Source organism: Luteimicrobium xylanilyticum (assembly GCF_009429125.1).
Lineage (GTDB): Bacteria > Actinomycetota > Actinomycetes > Actinomycetales > Cellulomonadaceae > Luteimicrobium > Luteimicrobium xylanilyticum.
On sequence record NZ_CP045529.1, the window covers coordinates 1,087,337 to 1,105,429 of the forward strand.

At 71.4% G+C, this 18,093-nt stretch carries 12 protein-coding genes and 1 riboswitch; of the genes, 6 read left to right on the forward strand and 6 right to left on the reverse strand.

The genetic code is table 11. The features are described 5' to 3' along the window. Positions 1 to 33: 33 nt before the first annotated feature. On the reverse strand, positions 34 to 915 hold the full coding sequence (purU, locus tag KDY119_RS04710; protein WP_051136777.1) for a formyltetrahydrofolate deformylase: 882 nt from the start codon (positions 913 to 915) through the stop codon (positions 34 to 36). A gap of 53 nt (positions 916 to 968) precedes the next feature. Between purU and KDY119_RS04715 the strand changes: the two genes are divergently transcribed. Beyond that, positions 969 to 1,469, forward strand: coding sequence for a GNAT family N-acetyltransferase (locus KDY119_RS04715; RefSeq protein ID WP_036952304.1), 501 nt, complete (start codon positions 969 to 971; stop codon positions 1,467 to 1,469). 103 nt (positions 1,470 to 1,572) lie between these two features. On the opposite strand, the gene KDY119_RS04720 is transcribed toward KDY119_RS04715, so the two are convergent. The 4 genes from KDY119_RS04720 to KDY119_RS04735 all read right to left on the reverse strand — a co-directional run bounded on the left by KDY119_RS04720 (position 1,573) and on the right by KDY119_RS04735 (position 6,277). Further along, positions 1,573 to 2,853, reverse strand: a complete 1,281-nt coding sequence (locus KDY119_RS04720; RefSeq protein WP_036952301.1) for a sugar ABC transporter permease — start codon at positions 2,851 to 2,853, stop codon at positions 1,573 to 1,575. Continuing rightward, complete coding sequence (locus tag KDY119_RS04725; RefSeq protein ID WP_227994523.1) at positions 2,850 to 3,749, reverse strand: ATP-binding cassette domain-containing protein; 900 nt, start codon at positions 3,747 to 3,749, stop codon at positions 2,850 to 2,852. The genes KDY119_RS04720 and KDY119_RS04725 overlap by 4 nt, the downstream gene beginning before the upstream one ends. 85 nt (positions 3,750 to 3,834) lie before the next feature. Continuing rightward, the gene (locus tag KDY119_RS04730; protein WP_036952298.1) at positions 3,835 to 4,950 is read right to left on the reverse strand and encodes an ABC transporter substrate-binding protein; all 1,116 of its coding nucleotides are present in this window, start codon (positions 4,948 to 4,950) and stop codon (positions 3,835 to 3,837) included. Between the two features lie 139 nt (positions 4,951 to 5,089). Further along, the gene (locus tag KDY119_RS04735; RefSeq protein WP_153022002.1) at positions 5,090 to 6,277 is read right to left on the reverse strand and encodes an ROK family transcriptional regulator; all 1,188 of its coding nucleotides are present in this window, start codon (positions 6,275 to 6,277) and stop codon (positions 5,090 to 5,092) included. A gap of 84 nt (positions 6,278 to 6,361) precedes the next feature. Next, positions 6,362 to 6,457: riboswitch (ZMP/ZTP riboswitch) on the forward strand. 59 nt (positions 6,458 to 6,516) lie between these two features. Here KDY119_RS04735 and glyA point away from each other — a divergent pair. From glyA to KDY119_RS04750, 3 genes are all read left to right on the forward strand, one after another. Then, a complete protein-coding gene (gene glyA, locus KDY119_RS04740; protein ID WP_036952288.1) occupies positions 6,517 to 7,815 on the forward strand; it encodes a serine hydroxymethyltransferase in 1,299 nt (432 codons plus the stop codon). Continuing rightward, entirely contained in the window at positions 7,812 to 8,699 is an 888-nt protein-coding gene (locus KDY119_RS04745; RefSeq protein ID WP_153022003.1) for a bifunctional methylenetetrahydrofolate dehydrogenase/methenyltetrahydrofolate cyclohydrolase, read from the forward strand. The genes glyA and KDY119_RS04745 overlap by 4 nt, the downstream gene beginning before the upstream one ends. A 63-nt stretch (positions 8,700 to 8,762) precedes the next feature. Beyond that, entirely contained in the window at positions 8,763 to 10,043 is a 1,281-nt protein-coding gene (locus KDY119_RS04750) for an aminotransferase class I/II-fold pyridoxal phosphate-dependent enzyme (protein WP_036952285.1), read from the forward strand. Positions 10,044 to 10,113: 70 nt separating this feature from the next. On the opposite strand, the gene KDY119_RS04755 is transcribed toward KDY119_RS04750, so the two are convergent. Then, positions 10,114 to 11,826, reverse strand: a complete 1,713-nt coding sequence (locus KDY119_RS04755; protein WP_036952282.1) for a glycosyl hydrolase family 18 protein — start codon at positions 11,824 to 11,826, stop codon at positions 10,114 to 10,116. A gap of 252 nt (positions 11,827 to 12,078) precedes the next feature. Here KDY119_RS04755 and KDY119_RS04760 point away from each other — a divergent pair, with 252 nt between their 5' ends. Together KDY119_RS04760 and KDY119_RS19045 are read left to right on the forward strand one after the other, a co-directional pair. Further along, positions 12,079 to 13,728: a beta-1,3-glucanase family protein gene (locus tag KDY119_RS04760; protein WP_036952281.1), complete on the forward strand. Its 1,650-nt coding sequence runs from the start codon at positions 12,079 to 12,081 to the stop codon at positions 13,726 to 13,728. A 103-nt stretch (positions 13,729 to 13,831) separates the two neighbouring features. Then, complete coding sequence (locus tag KDY119_RS19045) at positions 13,832 to 17,926, forward strand: GH92 family glycosyl hydrolase (RefSeq protein WP_083890966.1); 4,095 nt, start codon at positions 13,832 to 13,834, stop codon at positions 17,924 to 17,926. The last annotated feature ends 167 nt before the right edge of the window (positions 17,927 to 18,093 follow it).

The window sequence follows — 18,093 nt, forward strand, 5'->3', positions numbered from 1 at the left end:
AGTACGGCCGCCGGCATACCTCGCGGGGATGGGTCAGCGGAAGACGACCGTGCGCAGCCCGTCGAGCAGCACCCGGTGCTCCGCGTGCCACCGCACTGCCCGCGCGAGCGTCCGGCGCTCGACGTCCTGGCCCAGCGCCACGAGCTCCGCCGGGTTGCGCGTGTGGTCGACTCGCTCGACCTCCTGCTCGATGATCGGGCCCTCGTCGAGGTCGCCGGTCACGTAGTGCGACGTCGCACCGATCAGCTTGACGCCGCGCTCGAACGCCTGGTGGTAGGGCCGGGCGCCCTTGAAGCTCGGCAGGAACGAGTGGTGGATGTTGATGACGTGCCCGGCCAGGCGCACGCAGAGCTCGTCCGAGAGGATCTGCATGTAGCGGGCGAGGACCACGAGCTCGGCGCCGGTGCTCTCGACGATGCGGAGCAGCTCGGCCTCGGCCTCGGGCTTCGTGTCGCGGGTCACGGGCACGTGGTGGAACGGGACCCCGTAGAACGTCGCGAGCCCGGCGAGGTCCGGGTGGTTCCCGACGACGGCGACGACGTCGAGCGGGAGGTCGCCCGCACGCTGCCGGAACAGCAGGTCGTTGAGGCAGTGCGCCTCCTTGCTGACCATGATGACGGTCGGCACGGCGCGACCGACGCGGTCGAGGTCCCACGTCAGGTCGAACTCCGCGACCACGCGGGCGAGCGCGTCGCGCAGGGCGTCTGCGCCGTCGTCGGGCGTGCCGGGGAGGGCGACCTGGACGCGCATGTAGAACCGGCCCGTCACGGGGGACCCGAACTGCTGGGACTCCGTGATGTTCCCGCCGAGCCCGGCGATCACGCCGGAGACGGCGTGGACGATGCCGGGCCGGTCGGGGCACGACAGGGTGAGCACCCACTCGGGGGTGGCCGGAGCTGCGGGGTCGTTCGCCAGATGCACCCGCTCAGGGTACGCGCGGGCCCGTCGTTCTCTGCGACGATAGGACCATGAGCGAGACGCAGATCCGGATCGACCTCGTCGACGACGCGAACGCCGGCGAGCTGCTCACGTTGAGGCGTGCCGCGTTCGTCACGGAGGCCCAGCAGTACGGCGACCCGAACATCCCGCCCCTCACGCAGACGCTCCACGAGCTGCGTGAGGACCTGGCGCGCGACGACGTGACGACGATCGGCGCGTGGGAGGGCCACCGGCTCGTGGGCTCGGTGCGCGTCGAGATCGAGGGGCAGAAGGCGACGCTCGGGCGGCTCGCGGTCGCGCCCGACCAGCAGGGCCACGGCATCGGGACGCAGCTGATGTGGGCGGTGCTGCCGTACCTGCCGGACGAGACCAAGGAGATCTGGGTCTTCACGGGCAAGGACTCCCTGCAGAACCTCGCGCTGTACCAGCGGCAGGGCTACGAGGAGCAGTACGACAAGTCGGCCGGTGACCTGACCTTCACCTACCTGCGCCGGATCCTCGGCGAGGCTCAGGCCCGGTCGGCGCACTGACGCGCCCGGGACGCGAACCGACGACGACGCCCCTCGTCCCGACCCGTGAGGGTGGGACGAGGGGCGTCGTCGCGTCCGGCGAGCAGCCTGACGGTGCCTCCGGTCAGGCGCGACCGGCCGACTGGCGCGACCGCCGCGAGATCGAGTCGACGATCACGGCGATCAGCAGGACGGCGCCCGTGATCATGTAGCGCACGGACGAGTCGAGGCTGAGCAACGAGAGGCCGCTCGAGATCGACTGGATGACGAGGATGCCGAGGAGCGCGGAGTACGCAGAACCACGACCGCCGAAGAGGCTGGTGCCGCCGATGACGGCGGCCGCGATGGCGTTGAGGTTGGTGTCGGCGCCGCCGCTGGCCTGGTTGGCGGAGGCGAGGCGCCCGGCGGCGAGCACACCACCGACGGCCGCGAACGTCGAGCAGAGTGCGAACACGGTGACGTACACGCGGTTGACCTTGATGCCGGCACGACGCGCGGCCTCCTCGTTGCCACCGACCGCGTAGACCGAGCGGCCCCAGCGGGAGCGACGCAGGACGAGGTTCATCACGACGACGATCGCGACGAAGAGCACGACCATGTAGCCGATGCCGCGACCCTTGTCGCGGCCCTCGCCGCTGTTGAGGTACCAGACGACGACGCCCAGCACGACGGCGAGGAGCGCGGACCGCACGACGATCTCGGCGAGCGACATCGCTGACAGGCCGGCGACGCTGCGCTGGCGGCGGCGCTGGAGCGCGGCGCCCGCATAGACGAGGGCGACGACCACGACGATCCCGTAGGACACGGCGGGGCTGACGAACATCTGCTGGCAGAAGCGGACGATCCAGGAGTTGAAGTCGATGTTGATCGACCCGTCCTTGCCGAGCACCCACAGCTGAAGGCCGAGGAAGCCGAGCAGACCGGCGAGCGTGATGACGAAGCTCGGGACGCCGAAGCGGGTGTAGAGCACGCCGTAGAAGAGCCCGATCACGGTGCCCGCGAGCACGGCGAGGAGGATCGCGACGCCGAGCGGCCAGCCCTTGTTGACGAACCCGACTGCGAGGACCGCCGCGGCGACGCCGCTGACCGAGCCCACGGACAGGTCGATCTCGCCGAGCAGCAGCACGAGCACGATGCCGACGGCGATCGTGCCGATAGCCGCGGACTGCAGCAGCAGGTTGACGAGGTTGTTCGGGGACAGGAAGTTCGAGTTGAGCGACTGGAAGACGATCCAGATCACGACGAGCCCGACGGCGACCGGCAGGGAGCCGAGGTCGCCGGTGCGGATCCGGGACAGCTCCGCACGGAACCGCCCGCCGACGCCGTGGGCCTGGAGGAGCCGCTCGTCCTGGAGGTCGGCCGCGACCGACGCGGTCGCCGCCTCCTTGGTGGGGGTGGTGGTCATCGGTTCTCTCCCTCGGTGCTCGCCTCGTCCTGGGCGGCCGGCGCAGCCGCGGCGGAATCCGCGGGCGCGTCCTCGAGAGCCTCGACCTGGACGGTGAGCTTGGACGCCGCCCGCTTGGTCACGGCGTTGTCGGTCGCGCCGGTGATGGCCGCGATGATGTCCTCGTACGACGTGTCCGCGATCGTGAACTCGCCGTTGTTGCGGCCCAGCCGCAGCACGACGACGCGGTCGGCGACGGCCTGCACGTCTGCCATGTTGTGGCTGATGAGGATCACGCCGTGGCCACGGTCCCGCAGCCGCTCGACGAGGTTGAGCACCTCGGCGGTCTGCGCGACGCCGAGCGCCGCGGTCGGCTCGTCGAGGATCACGACCTTCGGGTCGCCGAGGAGCGAGCGCGCGATCGCGACGGTCTGCCGCTGACCGCCCGAGAGCGAGGCGACGGCGATCCGCACCGACGGGATCTTCGCGGAGAGCTGGCGGAGCAGCTCCCACGACTCCTTCTCCATGCCGACCTCGTCGAGCGTGCCGCCCGTGGTCTTCTCGTGGCCGAGGAACAGGTTGGCCACGACGTCGAGGTTGTCGCAGAGCGCGAGGTCCTGGAACACGGTCGCGATGCCGAGGTCGCGCGACTCGGCGGGGGAGCCGATGTGGACCGTGCGCCCGTCGAACGTGATGGTGCCTTCGTCCTGCGGGTGGACGCCGGCCATGACCTTGACGAGCGTCGACTTGCCTGCACCGTTGTCTCCGACGAGGGCGACGACCTCGCCCTCGTACACGTCGAGGTCGATGTCGGTCAGCGCCTGCACGGCACCGAATCTCTTGGTGATGCCGCGCAGCGAGAGCACGGGGCTCTGCTTCGTCGTGGCTGCTGCCGGTGCTTCCGTCGTCTGGGTCACCGGTGCTCCTTCCCTGGATGCTGAGAGACACGGGTACGGTCGGCGCCGCTCGTGCGACGCCGACCGCCGTCCGTGCCGGGGGGTGTTACTTCAGGCCGGCCTTGGCGCACGCCGACGCGTAGTCGGAGGTGCAGATCTGGTCGACGGTGTAGAACCCGTCCTTGATGATCGAGTCCTTGATCTTGTCGACGGTCACGGCCTGCACGGGCAGGAGCGTGGTCGGGACGCCGTCGGTCGGGTCGGACTGACCGGTCGGGGTCTTGTCGTTCAGCAGGTCCACGGCGGCCTGGGCGGCGTTCTCGGCCTCCTGCTTGTAGGACTTGTAGATCGTCATGTACTGCTGGCCGGCGACGATGCGCTGGACCGCGGCGAGCTCCGCGTCCTGGCCGGTGACGGGCGGCCACGGGGAGACGTTCGCGCCCTTCATGGCCGCGATCGCGCCGCCGGCGGTGCCGTCGTTGGCGGCGTACACGCCGGAGATCTGGCCGGAGAACTTGGTGACCTGGCTCTCCATCCAGGACTGCGCCTTGTCGGGGCTCCAGTCCGGGGTGTCGTACTCGGCGAGGATCTTGTAGCCGCTGTCGTCGAGGACCGAGTGCGCGCCCTTCTTGAAGAGCGTGGCGTTGTTGTCGGTGGGCGAGCCGTTGATCATGATGATCCCGCCCTTCTTGTCCGGGTCGGACTTCTGAAGGGCCGCGACGAGGGCCTTGCCCTGCTCGACGCCGACCTGCTCGTTGTCGAACGTCACGTAGTAGGAGATCTGACCGCCGTCGATCAGGCGGTCGTACGCCACGACGGGGACGTTCTGCTGCTTGGCCTCGTTCACGATGCTGGCCGCGGCCTTGCCGTCGACCGGGTCGAGCACGAGGACGTCGGCGCCCTGCGAGAGGGCGGCCTCGGCCTGCTGCTGCTGCTTCGAAGCGTCCTGGTCGGCGTTCGAGTAGAGGACGGTGGCGTTGGGAGCGAGCTCCTTGACCTTCGCCGTGAACAGCGGCTTGTCCTGCGCCTCGTAGCGCGCCGTCTTGGACTCGGGGAGCAGGAGCGCGATCTTGCCGCTCTTGCTGCCGCCGTTGTCGGACGAGCTCGTGTTGCCCGAGTCGCCAGAGTTGTTGTCGTCGTTGGAGCTGCAGGCCGCAAGTGCTCCACCCGCGAGGGCGAGCATGGCGGCCATCGTCACAGCCCTGGTGGTGACGTTCTTCATTGAGGCACCTCCGAGTAGGTGTCCGCCTGCTTTGGCGGTCGAGGACGAGTCAACTCGTCCAGGCGTCTTGTCGTCAAGTCTTGAAGACAACGGTTTGGTTACGGTGATCCAGGTCACTCGGACCTGGTACCAGACTGTCTCATGACAACGGTGTCTGTGCCAGTACCTGGACAGCGGCGTGATCGATCGCGAGGGCGACCGCTCCGCGGAGCTCGGCCTCGCCTCCCAGCTCGGACGGCACGATCTCCACGGCCTCGGCCGTGGAGGGCAGGGCGCAGCGCGCGACGGCGTCGCGGACCGGCCCGAGGAGCAGCTCGCCCGCGGTCGCGAGCTCGCCCCCGATCACCACCCGCTGGGGGTTCAGGAGATTGCAGAGGTTGGCGAGCGCGACCCCGATGTGACGCCCCGCGTCGCTGATCACGCGCCGACAGCCGGCGTCGTCGTCGAGGGCGAGGCGGATGACGTCACGCAGCGTGAGCGCGCCGTGGCTGCCCCGCAGCATCTCGAGCAGGTGGTGCGCGCCCGCGAACGTCTCGAGGCAGCCACGGTTGCCGCAGCGGCAGATCGGGCCGTTCTCGTCGATCGTGACGTGGCCGATCTCGCCCGCCGTGCCGATCGCACCGCGGTAGACCTCGCCCCCCAGCACCAGCCCGGCGCCGATCCGGTGCGACACCGAGACGTAGACGGCGTTCTGCGCGCCGCGCGCGGCGCCCTGGCGCAGCTCGGCCAGGGCTCCGAGGTTGGCGTCGTTGTCGACGAACACGGGCGTCGCGATGCGCCGCGACATCACGTGAGCCACGTCCACGCCGCCCCAGCCCCGCAGCATCCCGGGCGAGGTGACCTGTCCGGTCTCGCTGTCGAACGGGGCCGGGATCCCGAGCCCGACGGCGAGCAGCTCCTCGAGCGACGCGTCGAGCGCGTCGACCATGTCCGCGAGCAGCAGCGCCAGGCGGTCGAGCCCGGCGTCGGCGCGGTGGTCGGACGCGAGCGGCATGCGCTGGTCGGCGAGGACCAGCCCCGTCGCGTCGGCGATGGCCACGTGCAGGTGCCGGGTGCCGAAGTGCACGCCGGCCACGAGCCCGACCGTCCGCGCCAGGGTCACGTACTGGGCGCGGCGTCCGCTGCGCGTCGTCGTGGACGTCGCGAGCACGCCCGCCGCGACGAGCTCCTTGACGATGTTGGACACGCTCGCGGGGGACAGGCCCGTCGCCCCGGCGAGCTCGACCTGGGTGAGCCCGCCGTGGTGCTTGACGGCTTCGACCAGCCTCGCCCGGTTGGATTCACGAAGCGAAGCCTGCGACCCCGGTGTCGCCCGCTTTGTGTTCACGCGCTCACTGTAGCGGCACGGTCTCACCCTCGGGGGCGGTGCCCATCGTCCTCCGACTCTCTCCGGCGGCCCGTGCGATAGCATGAGCGGCGTCGCGACTGGCGCATCAGGTGGATCACCACCGGGGAGCGACATGCTTTCTGACCGACGCAACACGGGTCGTTCGCCTGGGCCCCGGTCTCCGACCTCCGTTCCGCCGACGCGAGTCGCGCGGGACACCGGCCCCGACAGGGAGAAGCATGAGCGCCCAGCCCGACTCCACCTCGAATGACGTCCTCAACCAGCCCCTCGCCGAGCTCGACCCCGAGATCGCGGCGGTCCTCGACGGCGAGCTCGCCCGTCAGCGCGACACCCTCGAGATGATCGCGTCCGAGAACTTCGTTCCGCGCGCCGTCCTGCAGGCCCAGGGCTCCGTCCTCACGAACAAGTACGCCGAGGGCTACCCCGGTCGCCGCTACTACGGGGGCTGCGAGCAGGTCGACATCGCGGAGAACCTCGCGATCGCCCGCGCCAAGGCCCTCTTCGGCGCCGAGCACGCGAACGTCCAGCCGCACTCGGGCGCCACGGCCAACGCCGCCGTCCTGCACGCCCTGATCAACGCGGGCGACAAGATCCTGGGCCTCGAGCTCGCGCACGGCGGCCACCTCACGCACGGCATGAAGATCAACTTCTCGGGCAAGCTCTACGACGTCGCCGCGTACGGCGTGGACCCGCAGACGTACCGCGTCGACATGGACAAGGTCCGCGAGGCCGCGCTCGAGCACCGCCCCGACGTCATCATCGGCGGCTGGTCGGCGTACCCGCGCCACCTCGACTTCGCGGCGTTCCGCGAGATCGCCGACGAGGTCGGCGCGAAGCTCTGGGTCGACATGGCGCACTTCGCCGGCCTGGTCGCCGCCGGGCTGCACCCGAGCCCCGTGCCCTACGCCGACGTCGTCTCGTCGACCGTGCACAAGACCATCGGTGGCCCCCGCTCCGGCTTCATCCTGTCCAAGGAGGAGTTCGCCAAGAAGATCGACTCCGCGGTCTTCCCGGGCCAGCAGGGCGGACCCCTCATGCACGTCGTGGCCGCCAAGGCCGTGTCCTTCAAGGTCGCCGCGAGCGAGGGCTTCAAGGACCGCCAGGAGCGCACGCTCCGCGGCGCGCAGCTCATCGCCGAGCGCCTCGGCGCGGCCGACGTCGCCGACCAGGGCGTGTCCGTCCTGACCGGCGGCACCGACGTCCACCTCGTGCTCGTCGACCTGCGCCACAGCGCGCTCGACGGCCAGCAGGCCGAGGACCTCCTGCACGACGTCGGCATCACCGTGAACCGCAACGCCGTGCCGTTCGACCCGCGCCCCCCGCGCGTCACCTCCGGCCTGCGGATCGGCACGCCGGCGCTCGCGACCCGCGGGTTCGGCGACGCCGAGTTCACCGAGGTCGCCGACATCATCGCGACCGCCCTGCGCGACGGCGCGTCGTCCGACGTCGAGGGTCTCAAGAAGCGCGTGGACGCGCTCACCGCCCAGTTCCCGCTGTACCCGGGGCTGCACCAGTGACCGCGCAGCGACTCGACGGCACCGCGACGGCGGCGGCCATCAAGGACGAGCTGCGGGTCCGGGTCGCCGCGCTGCGCGAGCGCGGCGTCGTGCCGGGGCTGGGGACGCTCCTCGTGGGCGACGACCCGGGCTCGCACAGCTACGTGGGCGGCAAGCACCGCGACTCGGCGGAGATCGGTGTCGAGTCGATCCGCGTCGACCTCCCGGCCGACGCGAGCGAGGGCGAGGTCCATGCGGCCATCCAGCGCCTCAACGCCGACCCGGCCGTGACCGGCTACATCGTCCAGCTCCCGCTGCCCGCGGGCATGGACGAGCACGCCGCGCTCGTCGCGGTCGACCCGGCCAAGGACGTCGACGGGCTGCACCCCGCCAACCTCGGCGAGCTCGTGCTCGGCGTCGACGGCGAGATCACCACGCCGCTGCCGTGCACGCCGGCGGGCTGCCTCGAGCTGCTCCGGCGGCACGACGTGACGGTCGCGGGAAAGCACGTCGTCGTGATCGGGCGAGGCCTCACGGTCGGGCGTCCGCTCGGGCTGCTCCTGACGCGCAAGGGCGTCGACGCGACCGTCACGCTCACCCACTCGCGCACGCGCGACCTCGCAGCCGAGGTGCGGCGCGCGGACGTCGTCGTGGCCGCCGTCGGGGTGCCGCACCTGGTGAAGCCCGAGTGGGTCAAGCCGGGCGCCGCGGTGCTCGACGTCGGCGTGACGCGCGTCGGCACCGCGCCGTCGGGCCGGGCGAGGCTCGCGGGCGACGTCGACCCCGGGGTCGCCGAGGTCGCGGGCTGGCTGTCGCCCAACCCGGGTGGCGTCGGGCCGATGACGCGCGCGATGCTCCTCAGCAACGTCGTCGCCGCGGCGGAGCGCGCCGCGGGGATCGCCTGAGCGGTCGCGAGCCCTGGCGCGAGGTCGACCGGACGACAACCCAGCCCGAGACAGGATGGACGCATGACCACGCTCGACGCCCTCGACCCCGCGGCGCTCGCGGCACTCCACGAGCGCCTCGCGGCGCAGTACGGGGAGCTGCAGGCCCGCGGGCTCAAGCTCGACCTGACGCGCGGCAAGCCGTCGGCCGAGCAGCTCGATCTCTCGAACGCGTTGCTCGCGCTGCCGGGCGAGGGTGAGTTCCGCGCCGCCGACGGGACGGACTGCCGCAACTACGGCGGGCTCGCGGGCCTGCCCGAGCTGCGGGCGATCTGGTCCGAGCTGCTCGGGATCCCGACGGCGCAGCTCGTCGCCGGCGGGGCGTCGAGCCTCACGATGATGCGCGACGTCCTGACGTACGCCCTGCTCCACGGGCGTGACGCCTCGCCGCGGCCGTGGGGGCGCGAGGACGTCGTCCGGTTCGTGTGCCCGGTGCCGGGCTACGACCGGCACTTCGCGATGCTCGAGGCGCTCGGCATCGAGATGATCACCGTCGACATGACGGAGACCGGACCCGACGTGGACGCGATCGAGCGGCTCGTGGCCACCGACCCGACCGTCAAGGGCATGTGGCTCGTGCCGACGTACGCCAACCCGACGGGTGACACCACGACGCTCGAGGTCGCGGCGCGGCTCGCGGCCATGCCGGCGGCGGCCCCCGACTTCACGGTGATGTGGGACAACGCCTACGCGGTGCACCACCTGACCGAGGACGAGGCCAAGGCCGTCGACATCCTCGGGCTGGCCGCCGGGAGCGGGCACCCGGACCGGTTCGTGGTGTTCGCGTCGTCGTCGAAGATCACCTTCGCCGGTGCAGGCGTGGCGTTCCTCGCCGGGTCGGCCGGGACCGTCGCCTGGTACCTGAAGCACCTCGCGTACGGGTCGATCGGCCCCGACAAGCTCAACCAGCTCCGGCACGCCCGGTTCTTCGAGGACGCCGAGGGCGTGCGCGCGCTCATGCGGCGGCACCGGGACATCCTCGCCCCCAAGTTCGCGGCGGTGGAGGAGATCCTCGAGGAGCGGCTCGGCGGTCGTGGCGTCGCGACCTGGAGCAAGCCGCTCGGCGGGTACTTCGTGGACCTGGACGTCGTCGAGGGGACGGCGCGTCGCGTCGTCGCGCTCGCCAAGGACGCCGGGATCGCGCTGACCCCGGCCGGGTCCGCGTACCCGCACGGCGACGACCCGCGCGACCGCAACATCCGCCTGGCGCCGAGCTTCCCGCCCGTCGAGGAGCTGCGCGAGGCGATGGACGGCGTCGCGACCTGCGTCCTCCTGGCCGCGGCCGAGGCGCGGCTGGCCCGCTGATCCCGAGGCACCACGAACGACGGCGGCGTCCCCGGTGACCGGGGGCGCCGCCGTCGTCGTCAGGCAGAGGTCAGCAGGTGCCGGTGAGGTTCCACGGGCCCCACTCCGAGGCGCCTGGGGTCTCGTTCTGCGTCCACCACTTCGCGGTGTAGGTCTTGCCCTGGTAGGAGACCTTCTGGCCACCCGTGTAGACCGTCGAAGCCGACCAGGCTGCGACCGAGCAGGTCGCAGGCGTCGTCGGCGCCGTGGTGGTCGGTGCCGTCGTCGTGGGCGCCGTGGTGGTCGGCGCAGTCGTGGTCGGAGCGGTGGTGGTCGGCGCCGTCGTCGTCGGGCTCGTGGGCTGCGTCGTGCCGCTCCCGGTGAGCGGCCCCGCGGCGCCCGTGCCCAGCTTCGACATCAGCGCGGTGAGCAGGTCGCCGTCACGGTCGCCGTCGAGCTCCCACCACATGCCTCCGCCGAGACCCTTCTTGCGGATGTAGTCCGCCTTCTGGGCGACGGTCTGCGCGGTGTCGAGGCTCCACCAGTTCGTGCCGTCGTAACGCCAGGCGGCGCCGACCGTCGCGTCGTACGAGCCGGTGCCGACGCTCTTGATCTTGTCGTAGTCCTCGATGCCGTCCTCGTACGTGCCGTGCGCGGCGCCGGTCGCCGCGGACCACGGGGTGGACGACTTCACGCCCGTCCAGCCGCGCCCGTACATCGCCATGCCGAGCCCGAGCTGCGCGGGGTTGATGCCCGCGCTCGTGTACAGCGAGATCGCCTTGTCCGCGCTGAACTGCTGGTCGGCGTCGCGCGGGTCGGCCGGGTCGTCGTAGAGGTTGATCTGGTGACCGTCGAGCGTCGGGTTCCACGCGCCCCACAGGTCGTAGCCCTGGACGTTGACGTAGTCCATGGCCTTGAAGAGCTCAGGGTCGTTCCAGTGGCCGGTCGTGATGTCCTCGGGGTTGGCCGGGGCGAAGGCGGAGAGGATGTACTTCTCGCCCGTCGTGGTCGTGAGCGCGTCGAGCTGGGAGCGGAACTCCTTGGCGAGCAGGACGAAGTTCTTGCCGTCGTTCGCGGGGTCGACGATGTTCCCGGTCAGGCCGTTGTTGGTACCCGGCCACTCCCAGTCGATGTCGAAGCCGTCGAAGACGCCGGCGCCCGCACCGGTGCCGCCGCGCCCGTCGATGACGGGAAGGTTGCCCTTGAGGAACATGTCGACGCACGACGAGACGAACTTCTTGCGCGACGCGTCGCTCGCGGCGACCTTGGACCAGAACTTCGAGTAGCTCCACCCTCCGATCGAGAGCACGACCTTGAGGTTCGGGTTCTTGGCCTTGAGCTCCTTGAGCTGGTTGAAGTTGCCCGCGAGCGGCTGGTCCCACGCGTCCGCCGTGCCGCTGACCGAGGTCGCGGCGTCGTACGACTTGCCGTAGTCGGCGTAGGCGTCGCCGGAACCGACGCCGTCGTCGGCGGTCCCGCCGGTGCCGACGGCCTTGTTGGCCTCGAAGCACTGGCCGTCCTGGCTGATGTTCGCGAAGGCGTAGTTGATGACGTTGAGCTTGCTCGCGTTGCCGGCCTTCTCGATGTCGCCGACCTGGTAGTTGCGGCCGTAGATGCCCCACTGGGCGAAGTAGCCGACGTTGCGGAACCCGTTGATCGGGTTGTCGGGCGTGTCGGACGGCGAGACCGTCGTGCTGGTCGTGGCCGCCTGGGCGGCGGGAGTCGCTGCGAGCAGGGATCCCGTCAGAGCGGTTGCCGCCACGAGGGCGGTGGCGACGGCGTGTCGCCGGAGGGTGAGCTTCATCTATCTCGTCCTCGAGTTCTGTGAGTCGGTCGCACTTCCCCGGGGCGGCCGAGTCTGTGAGCAGGGTGAACAAAACGTAAACGTCGGGCGCTGCGCCGTGCTATGAGGGAAGCCCGCACTCCTGACGGCCGGGACTGGCGTGCGTACGGGAATTCCCGTAGATCCCCCCGGGTGCTTGACGCGACGGCCGTGCGCCGACAGCGTTGTCGCACACGCAAGGCTCGGTTCTCACCGTCGAGAAGGAGACAGCACGTGCACACCGGACGACTCACGGCCTCGGTGGCCGCAGGGATCCTGGCCATGACGGGGGCGGTGGTCGCCGCGGCCGGCGCGGCCCACGCGGTCCCGTCCTCCATCCCGTTCACCATCACCAACGACTCGGGCCGCTCGGACGCGGTCTACGTCTACGTGCTCGGGCACCAGCTCTCCGCGCCCGACGTCGACGGCTGGTTCGACTCCTCGGGACACTTCACGCCGTGGGGCGACGCCGGCTCCGTGCCCGTCCCGATCGACGACTCCGGCGTCCGCATCGCAGGCCCGGCGGACGGGCAGTCGAAGACGATCACCCTCCCGGAGGGCATGTCCGGGCGCATCTACTTCTCGTACGGCCAGCCGCTCCAGCTGTCCAAGGTCCTGAGCTCGAAGCTCGTCCAACCTTCGCTCGACAACCCCGGGGACCCGAACAACGGGACCGACTACAACTGGTCGGAGCTCACGTTCGACTCGAGCGGGCTGTGGCTCAACAGCACCCAGGTCGACATGTTCGGGTCGCCCTTCCAGGTCGGCGCCAAGGACGGCTCGGGCACGATCCACAGCGAGGGCCGGCTGAAGCCGGACGGGTTCCAGCACGTCGTCGACGCCGTCGATGCAGCCGGCTGGGGCGCGAGCATCGTCCGCAGCGGCTGGAACGTGCTGCGCGTGCTCAACCCCGGACACGCCCTCAACTACGGGCTGCCCGGCACCTTGCTCGACAGCGAGATCGGCGACGCCTGGAGCTACTACACGTCCCACGACCTCGTCTTCGCCCCCTACGAGGACCAGCCCGGCACGACGTTCACCGGCCGCGTCCAGGGTGACGGGTCGATGCACGTCACGGACGCGAGCGGCGCGGAGGTCACGGTCGTCGCGAAGCCGTCGACGGCGTCGGTGCTCGGCTGCGCGGGCGAGCTGGACGCGCCGAACGACGTGCGTGGCGTGATCACCCGCACGTTGTGCGCGGACCTCAACCGGTCGGTCCTGACGCACGCCGGCAGGCACCCGGTGACGGACTCCGGGGCCTTCTATCAGGCGTCGCCGACCAACGTCTACGCGAAGGCGGTCCACGCGCAGATGGTCGACGGGAAGGCGTACGCGTTCGCGTTCGACGACGTCACGCACCAGGAGTCGCTCGTGCACGAGGCGGACGTCACCGCGGGCTACCTGCAGCTCGACCCGCGGAGCGGCACCGCGCCCGCACTGGGCGCCGATGCGGGAGGCGCGACGGACGGTGGGGACGGGGGCAGCGCCCTGCCGACCGGGTCGGGCCACCTCACCTCGGCCGGGCACGACCTGTGCGTCGACGTCCCGTGGGCGGACCCCGCCGACTCGACCCAGGTCCAGATCGCGACCTGCTCGACCAACGACGCGCAGACGTGGACCCGGGGTGGCGACGGGACGATCCGCGCGCTGGGGGCGTGCCTGGACGTTCGCGGCTCGGGCACCGCGAACGGCACGGCCGTGCAGGTGTACCACTGCAACGGCTCGGCCGCGCAGCAGTGGGCGTACGACGCGTCGGCCCAGGCGCTTCGCAACCCGCAGTCCGGCAAGTGCCTGGACGTGCCTTCCAGCCAGTTCACCGACGGTCGACTGCTCCAGATCTACACGTGCAACGGCTCGGGGGCGCAGCGCTGGGTGCTCGGCTGACACGATCCACTTGACAACGCTGTCACGACACGACAGCGTTGGCAGCCGTGCGCGCCGGTCGCGCACGGCTCAGGCATCGTGGCCGCTCGAGGAGGAGCAGAGCATGAGACCCACCACCGGCTTCGCCGGCGGGCTCGCCGCGCTGGCCCTGGCAGGAGGGGGAGCGCTCGCCGTCGCCCCCGCCGCCCAGGCAGCGCCGGCGTCCCCCGTCGCGGACCCCGCGTCCTACGTCAACCCGTTCATCGGGACCCAGGACGAGGGCAACACCTATCCCGGCGCGACCGTCCCGTTCGGCATGGTCCAGCTCTCGCCCGACACCGGGCACAACACCGGCTACGACTACACGCAGTCGAGCATCCGCGGCTTCTCGCAGGTCCACCTGTCCGGCGTCGGCTGCGGGCTCGGCGGGTTCGTACCGATCCTCCCGACGACGGGCGACGTCACGAAGACGGACGACGCCGCGTACGCCCTGAAGTTCAGCCACGACGACGAGGCCGCCTCGCCCGGCTCGTACGAGGTCGGGCTCGCCGCGCCGGACGGCACGGTCAAGGCCGAGCTCACCGCCACGACGCACACGGGCGTCCAGCGCTACACGTTCCCGGCCACCACCAAGGCGGACGTGCTGGTCGACGCCGGCCAGGCGCTGTCGAGCGTGTCGAGCTCGAGCGTCAAGATCGTCGACGACCGCACGGTCGAGACCGCGACCACCGTCCACGGCTTCTGCCAGGACACGAAGCCGTTCACGGTCTACACGCGCACCACGTTCTCGAGGCCGTTCACGGCGTCGGGCACGTGGACGGGCGACACCGTCACCGCCGGGTCCGCGTCCGCGAGCTCGACCCAGCGGACCGGGGCGTACCTGCAGTTCGACACCACCGGGAGCGGTGACGACGCTCGGGTGGTCGAGGCGCAGACGTCGCTCAGCTACGTCGACGCCGACGGCGCGGCCGCGAACCTCGCCGCGGAGGCGTCCGGCTTCGACGCGGCCAAGACGGCGGCCACGAAGGCCTGGGACGACCGCCTCGGCCAGGTCGCCGTGACGTCGTCGGACGCCTCGGACGCCGGGCGGACGCGGCTGAAGACGTTCTACTCCGCCCTCTACCGGACCTTCCTCGCGCCCAACACCGGCACGGACGTCGACCACCGGTACCGCGGCTGGGACGGTGACGTCCACACGGCCGACGGGTTCACCTACTACCAGGACTTCTCGCTCTGGGACACCTACCGCACGCAGCAGCAGCTCCTCGCGCTCCTCGCCCCCAAGCAGTCCGCCGACATGGCGTACTCGGTGGTCCTCGAGGGTGAGCAGGGCGGCTGGGCGCCGCGCTGGAGCTACGGGCCCGTCGAGACCAACATCATGACCGGTGACCCGGTCACGCCGTTCCTCGTCGACGCCTGGACGCAGGGGCTCCTGAAGGGCCACGAGGACGAGGCGTACGCCGTCCTCAAGCAGAACGCCGACGGTGTGCCGCCCGCGTCGTCGCCGTCGAACGGGCGCGCGGGCAACGAGACGTACATCGCCGACGGCTACGTGCCGTACGAGCCGAGCGCGTCCGGCAAGCCCGGCGACTACGACCTCCAGCACGGCGGGTCGGCCACGCTCGAGTACGCGCTCGCCGACGCCGCGCTGTCCGTGATGGCGAAGGGCCTCGGCCACGCGGACGACGCGGCACGCTACGCCGACCGCGCGCAGAACTACCGGTCGATCTGGGACTCCACCACGAAGTCGTTCCGGGCCCGCGGCGCGGACGGCCTGTTCGACCCCGAGTCCGACCCCGCGAGCGCCCCCGGCTTCCACGAGGGCACCGCCGTCCAGTACCAGTGGCTCGTGCCGCAGGACATGCCGGCGCTCGTCGGGCTGATGGGCGGCAAGGACGCCGCGGAGAAGCGCCTCGACGACTTCTTCGCGTACGACAAGGTGCTGGCCGACCCCGCGGACACCGCGAAGAACGTGTGGGTGAGCGGCTCGTACGACTACTACAACCAGGACAAGTACAACCCCAACAACGAGCCCGACCTCGCCGCCCCCTACAGCTACCTGTGGACCGGGCAGCCGTGGAAGACGACGGACGTCGTGCGGGCCGCGCTCACGCTGTTCACCGACGGCCCGACCGGCGTGACCGGCAACGACGACCTCGGCGAGATGTCGGCGTGGAACGTCGCCTCGTCGCTCGGGATCTACCCGATCCAGCCGGGTGCCGACCTGTGGGGCCTGTCGACGCCTGTGTTCGACCGCGTCGACATCGCGCTCGACCGCGACTACTACCCGTCGGGGAGCCTGACCATCACGGCCGACGGTGTCTCGGACTCGTCGCACTACGTGCAGTCGCTGACCGCCGACGGCGCGCCCGTGGACCGCGCGTACCTCACCGGCCAGGAGCTCACCTCGGCCGGGACGCTCGCCTACACGGTCGGCTCGAAGCCGTCGTCGTGGGCGACCGGCGACGACGCGGCCCCGGGCGCGCTGGTCAAGGGCGCGTCGATCCCGGACCGGCTGACCGCGGGCGTCTCGACCCCCGCCGTCTACGGGACCCCGGGCAGCGACGTGACGATCCCGGTCGCCGTGCTGGCGCAGGGCACGGGGACGCGGCACGGCACGGTGACCGCGACCTCGAAGGACCGCAGCCTGCGGGCGAAGGGCGCCGAGCCCTGGTCGGTGACCGCCGACGGCGGCGCCGCCCAGACGTCCGTCGACGTCACCGTGCACCTGGCTCCCGACACCACGTTCGGGAACCACGAGGTGAAGGTCGCCGTCCGTGACGCCGGCGGCACCACCATCCGTGCCACGGTCGAGGTCGTCGTCGCGGGCGACTCCTGGCTGCGGGGGGCGTTCAACAACGCCGGCATCGCCGACCGGGGCAAGGCCGGCTCGGGTGACTTCGACGGCCTGGGCTGGGCGTACCTGCGCGACGAGATGGCCGGGGCCGGCCTGTGGGCGGGCGGCGAGCACTCCGTGCCCGGCACCGACCTCACGTACGTCCTCGGCGGCGCGAAGACCGGCCCGGACAACGTCGTCGGCTCCGAAGACCCGGCGACGACGGACGTCTCCGCAGCGCTCGGCAAGGCGCACCGCATCGCGTTCGTCGGGGCGGGGGCGAGCGGGAACCAGTCCGGCGACGTGACGCTCGGCTACTCGGACGGCACGACGCAGAAGGTCTCCGTGACGCTGACGGACTGGTGCTCGGGGACGCCGGCGCAGGGCAACGTCCTGCTCGGTCGGACGGCGCACCGTTCCTCGGGCGGCGGCACCGGCACCGACGGCGTGGCCTGCGGGCTGTTCGCGACCGACCCGGTCGCGCTCACCGCCGGCAAGCACCTGGCGACCATCACGTGGTCGACGAACGCCAAGCTCCACGTGTTCGCCGTCGCCTCCGACGCGACGCCCGCGTCGGTCACCGCGAAGAAGCCCGTGAGGATCTCCGGCGAGGCACGTGCCGGGGAGACGGCGCACGCCGTCGCCCCGACGTGGAGTGTCTCTGGCACGAAGACCTCCTATCGCTGGAGCGTCGACGGCACGACGGTCTCGGGTGCGGACGGCGCGGACTACACGGTCCGGACCGCCGACGTCGGCAAGAAGCTCGCGGTCACGGCGGTCGGCCGTGCGGACGGCTACCTCGACGGCACCGTGACCTCGTCGGCCGCCCGGGTCCGCCCGGGCACGATCACCGCGAAGGACCCGGTCTGGGCCTCGGGCGACGTCGTCGTCGGGGGCACGCTGACGATCCACCCCGGGACGTACTCCGTGAAGGACCCGTCGTTCGCGTACTCCTGGTACGCGGACGGTCGCCGCATCGCCGGGGCCGACGGGGCCACGCTGGTGCTCGGTCCCGCCCAGGCGGGCAAGCGGATCACGGCGGCGGTGGTGGTCAGCGCGCCGGGCTTCCGGGACCTCCGGGTGGTCACGGGGCGGACGGTCCCGGTCGAGAAGGGGACCATCGGCGTCACGACCAAGCCTGCGGTGAGCGGGACGGCCGAGGTCGGGTCGGTGCTGCGGGTCTCCGCGGGCGCCTACGACGTCGACGGCGTCAAGGTCTCGGTCCAGTGGCTGCGCGACGGGCGCGAGGTCCGCGGCGCGCGAGGCTCTCGGTACGTCGTCGGGCAGGCGGACCGCGGGCACCGGCTCAGCGTCCGCGTGACGGCGACGAAGGCGGGCTACGCGGACCGGGTCGTGGTCACCGCGGCGACGCCGGTGCGCTGACCCGCACGATGCCGGGGAACGCTCGGGATGCCGCGTCTGCAGCGGCGCCTCGGGCGTCTCCCGGCATCTCGAGCGCCGAGGGCTGAGCCGTCGGGCCGTGTTCATCGGAGCGCCTCGTCGTCGTCGCCCGCCGGTCCCTCGGTGCCGATTGACTCGGTGCCGTGAAC

Coding starts and splice junctions, on each gene's coding strand:
- KDY119_RS04715 (WP_036952304.1), top strand. CDS start 969: ATGAGCGAGACGCAGATCCGGATCGACCTCGTCGACGACGCGAACGCC.
- KDY119_RS04720 (WP_036952301.1), bottom strand. CDS start 2,853: ATGACCACCACCCCCACCAAGGAGGCGGCGACCGCGTCGGTCGCGGCC.
- KDY119_RS04730 (WP_036952298.1), bottom strand. CDS start 4,950: ATGAAGAACGTCACCACCAGGGCTGTGACGATGGCCGCCATGCTCGCC.
- glyA (WP_036952288.1), top strand. CDS start 6,517: ATGAGCGCCCAGCCCGACTCCACCTCGAATGACGTCCTCAACCAGCCC.
- KDY119_RS04750 (WP_036952285.1), top strand. CDS start 8,763: ATGACCACGCTCGACGCCCTCGACCCCGCGGCGCTCGCGGCACTCCAC.
- KDY119_RS04755 (WP_036952282.1), bottom strand. CDS start 11,826: ATGAAGCTCACCCTCCGGCGACACGCCGTCGCCACCGCCCTCGTGGCG.
- KDY119_RS19045 (WP_083890966.1), top strand. CDS start 13,832: ATGAGACCCACCACCGGCTTCGCCGGCGGGCTCGCCGCGCTGGCCCTG.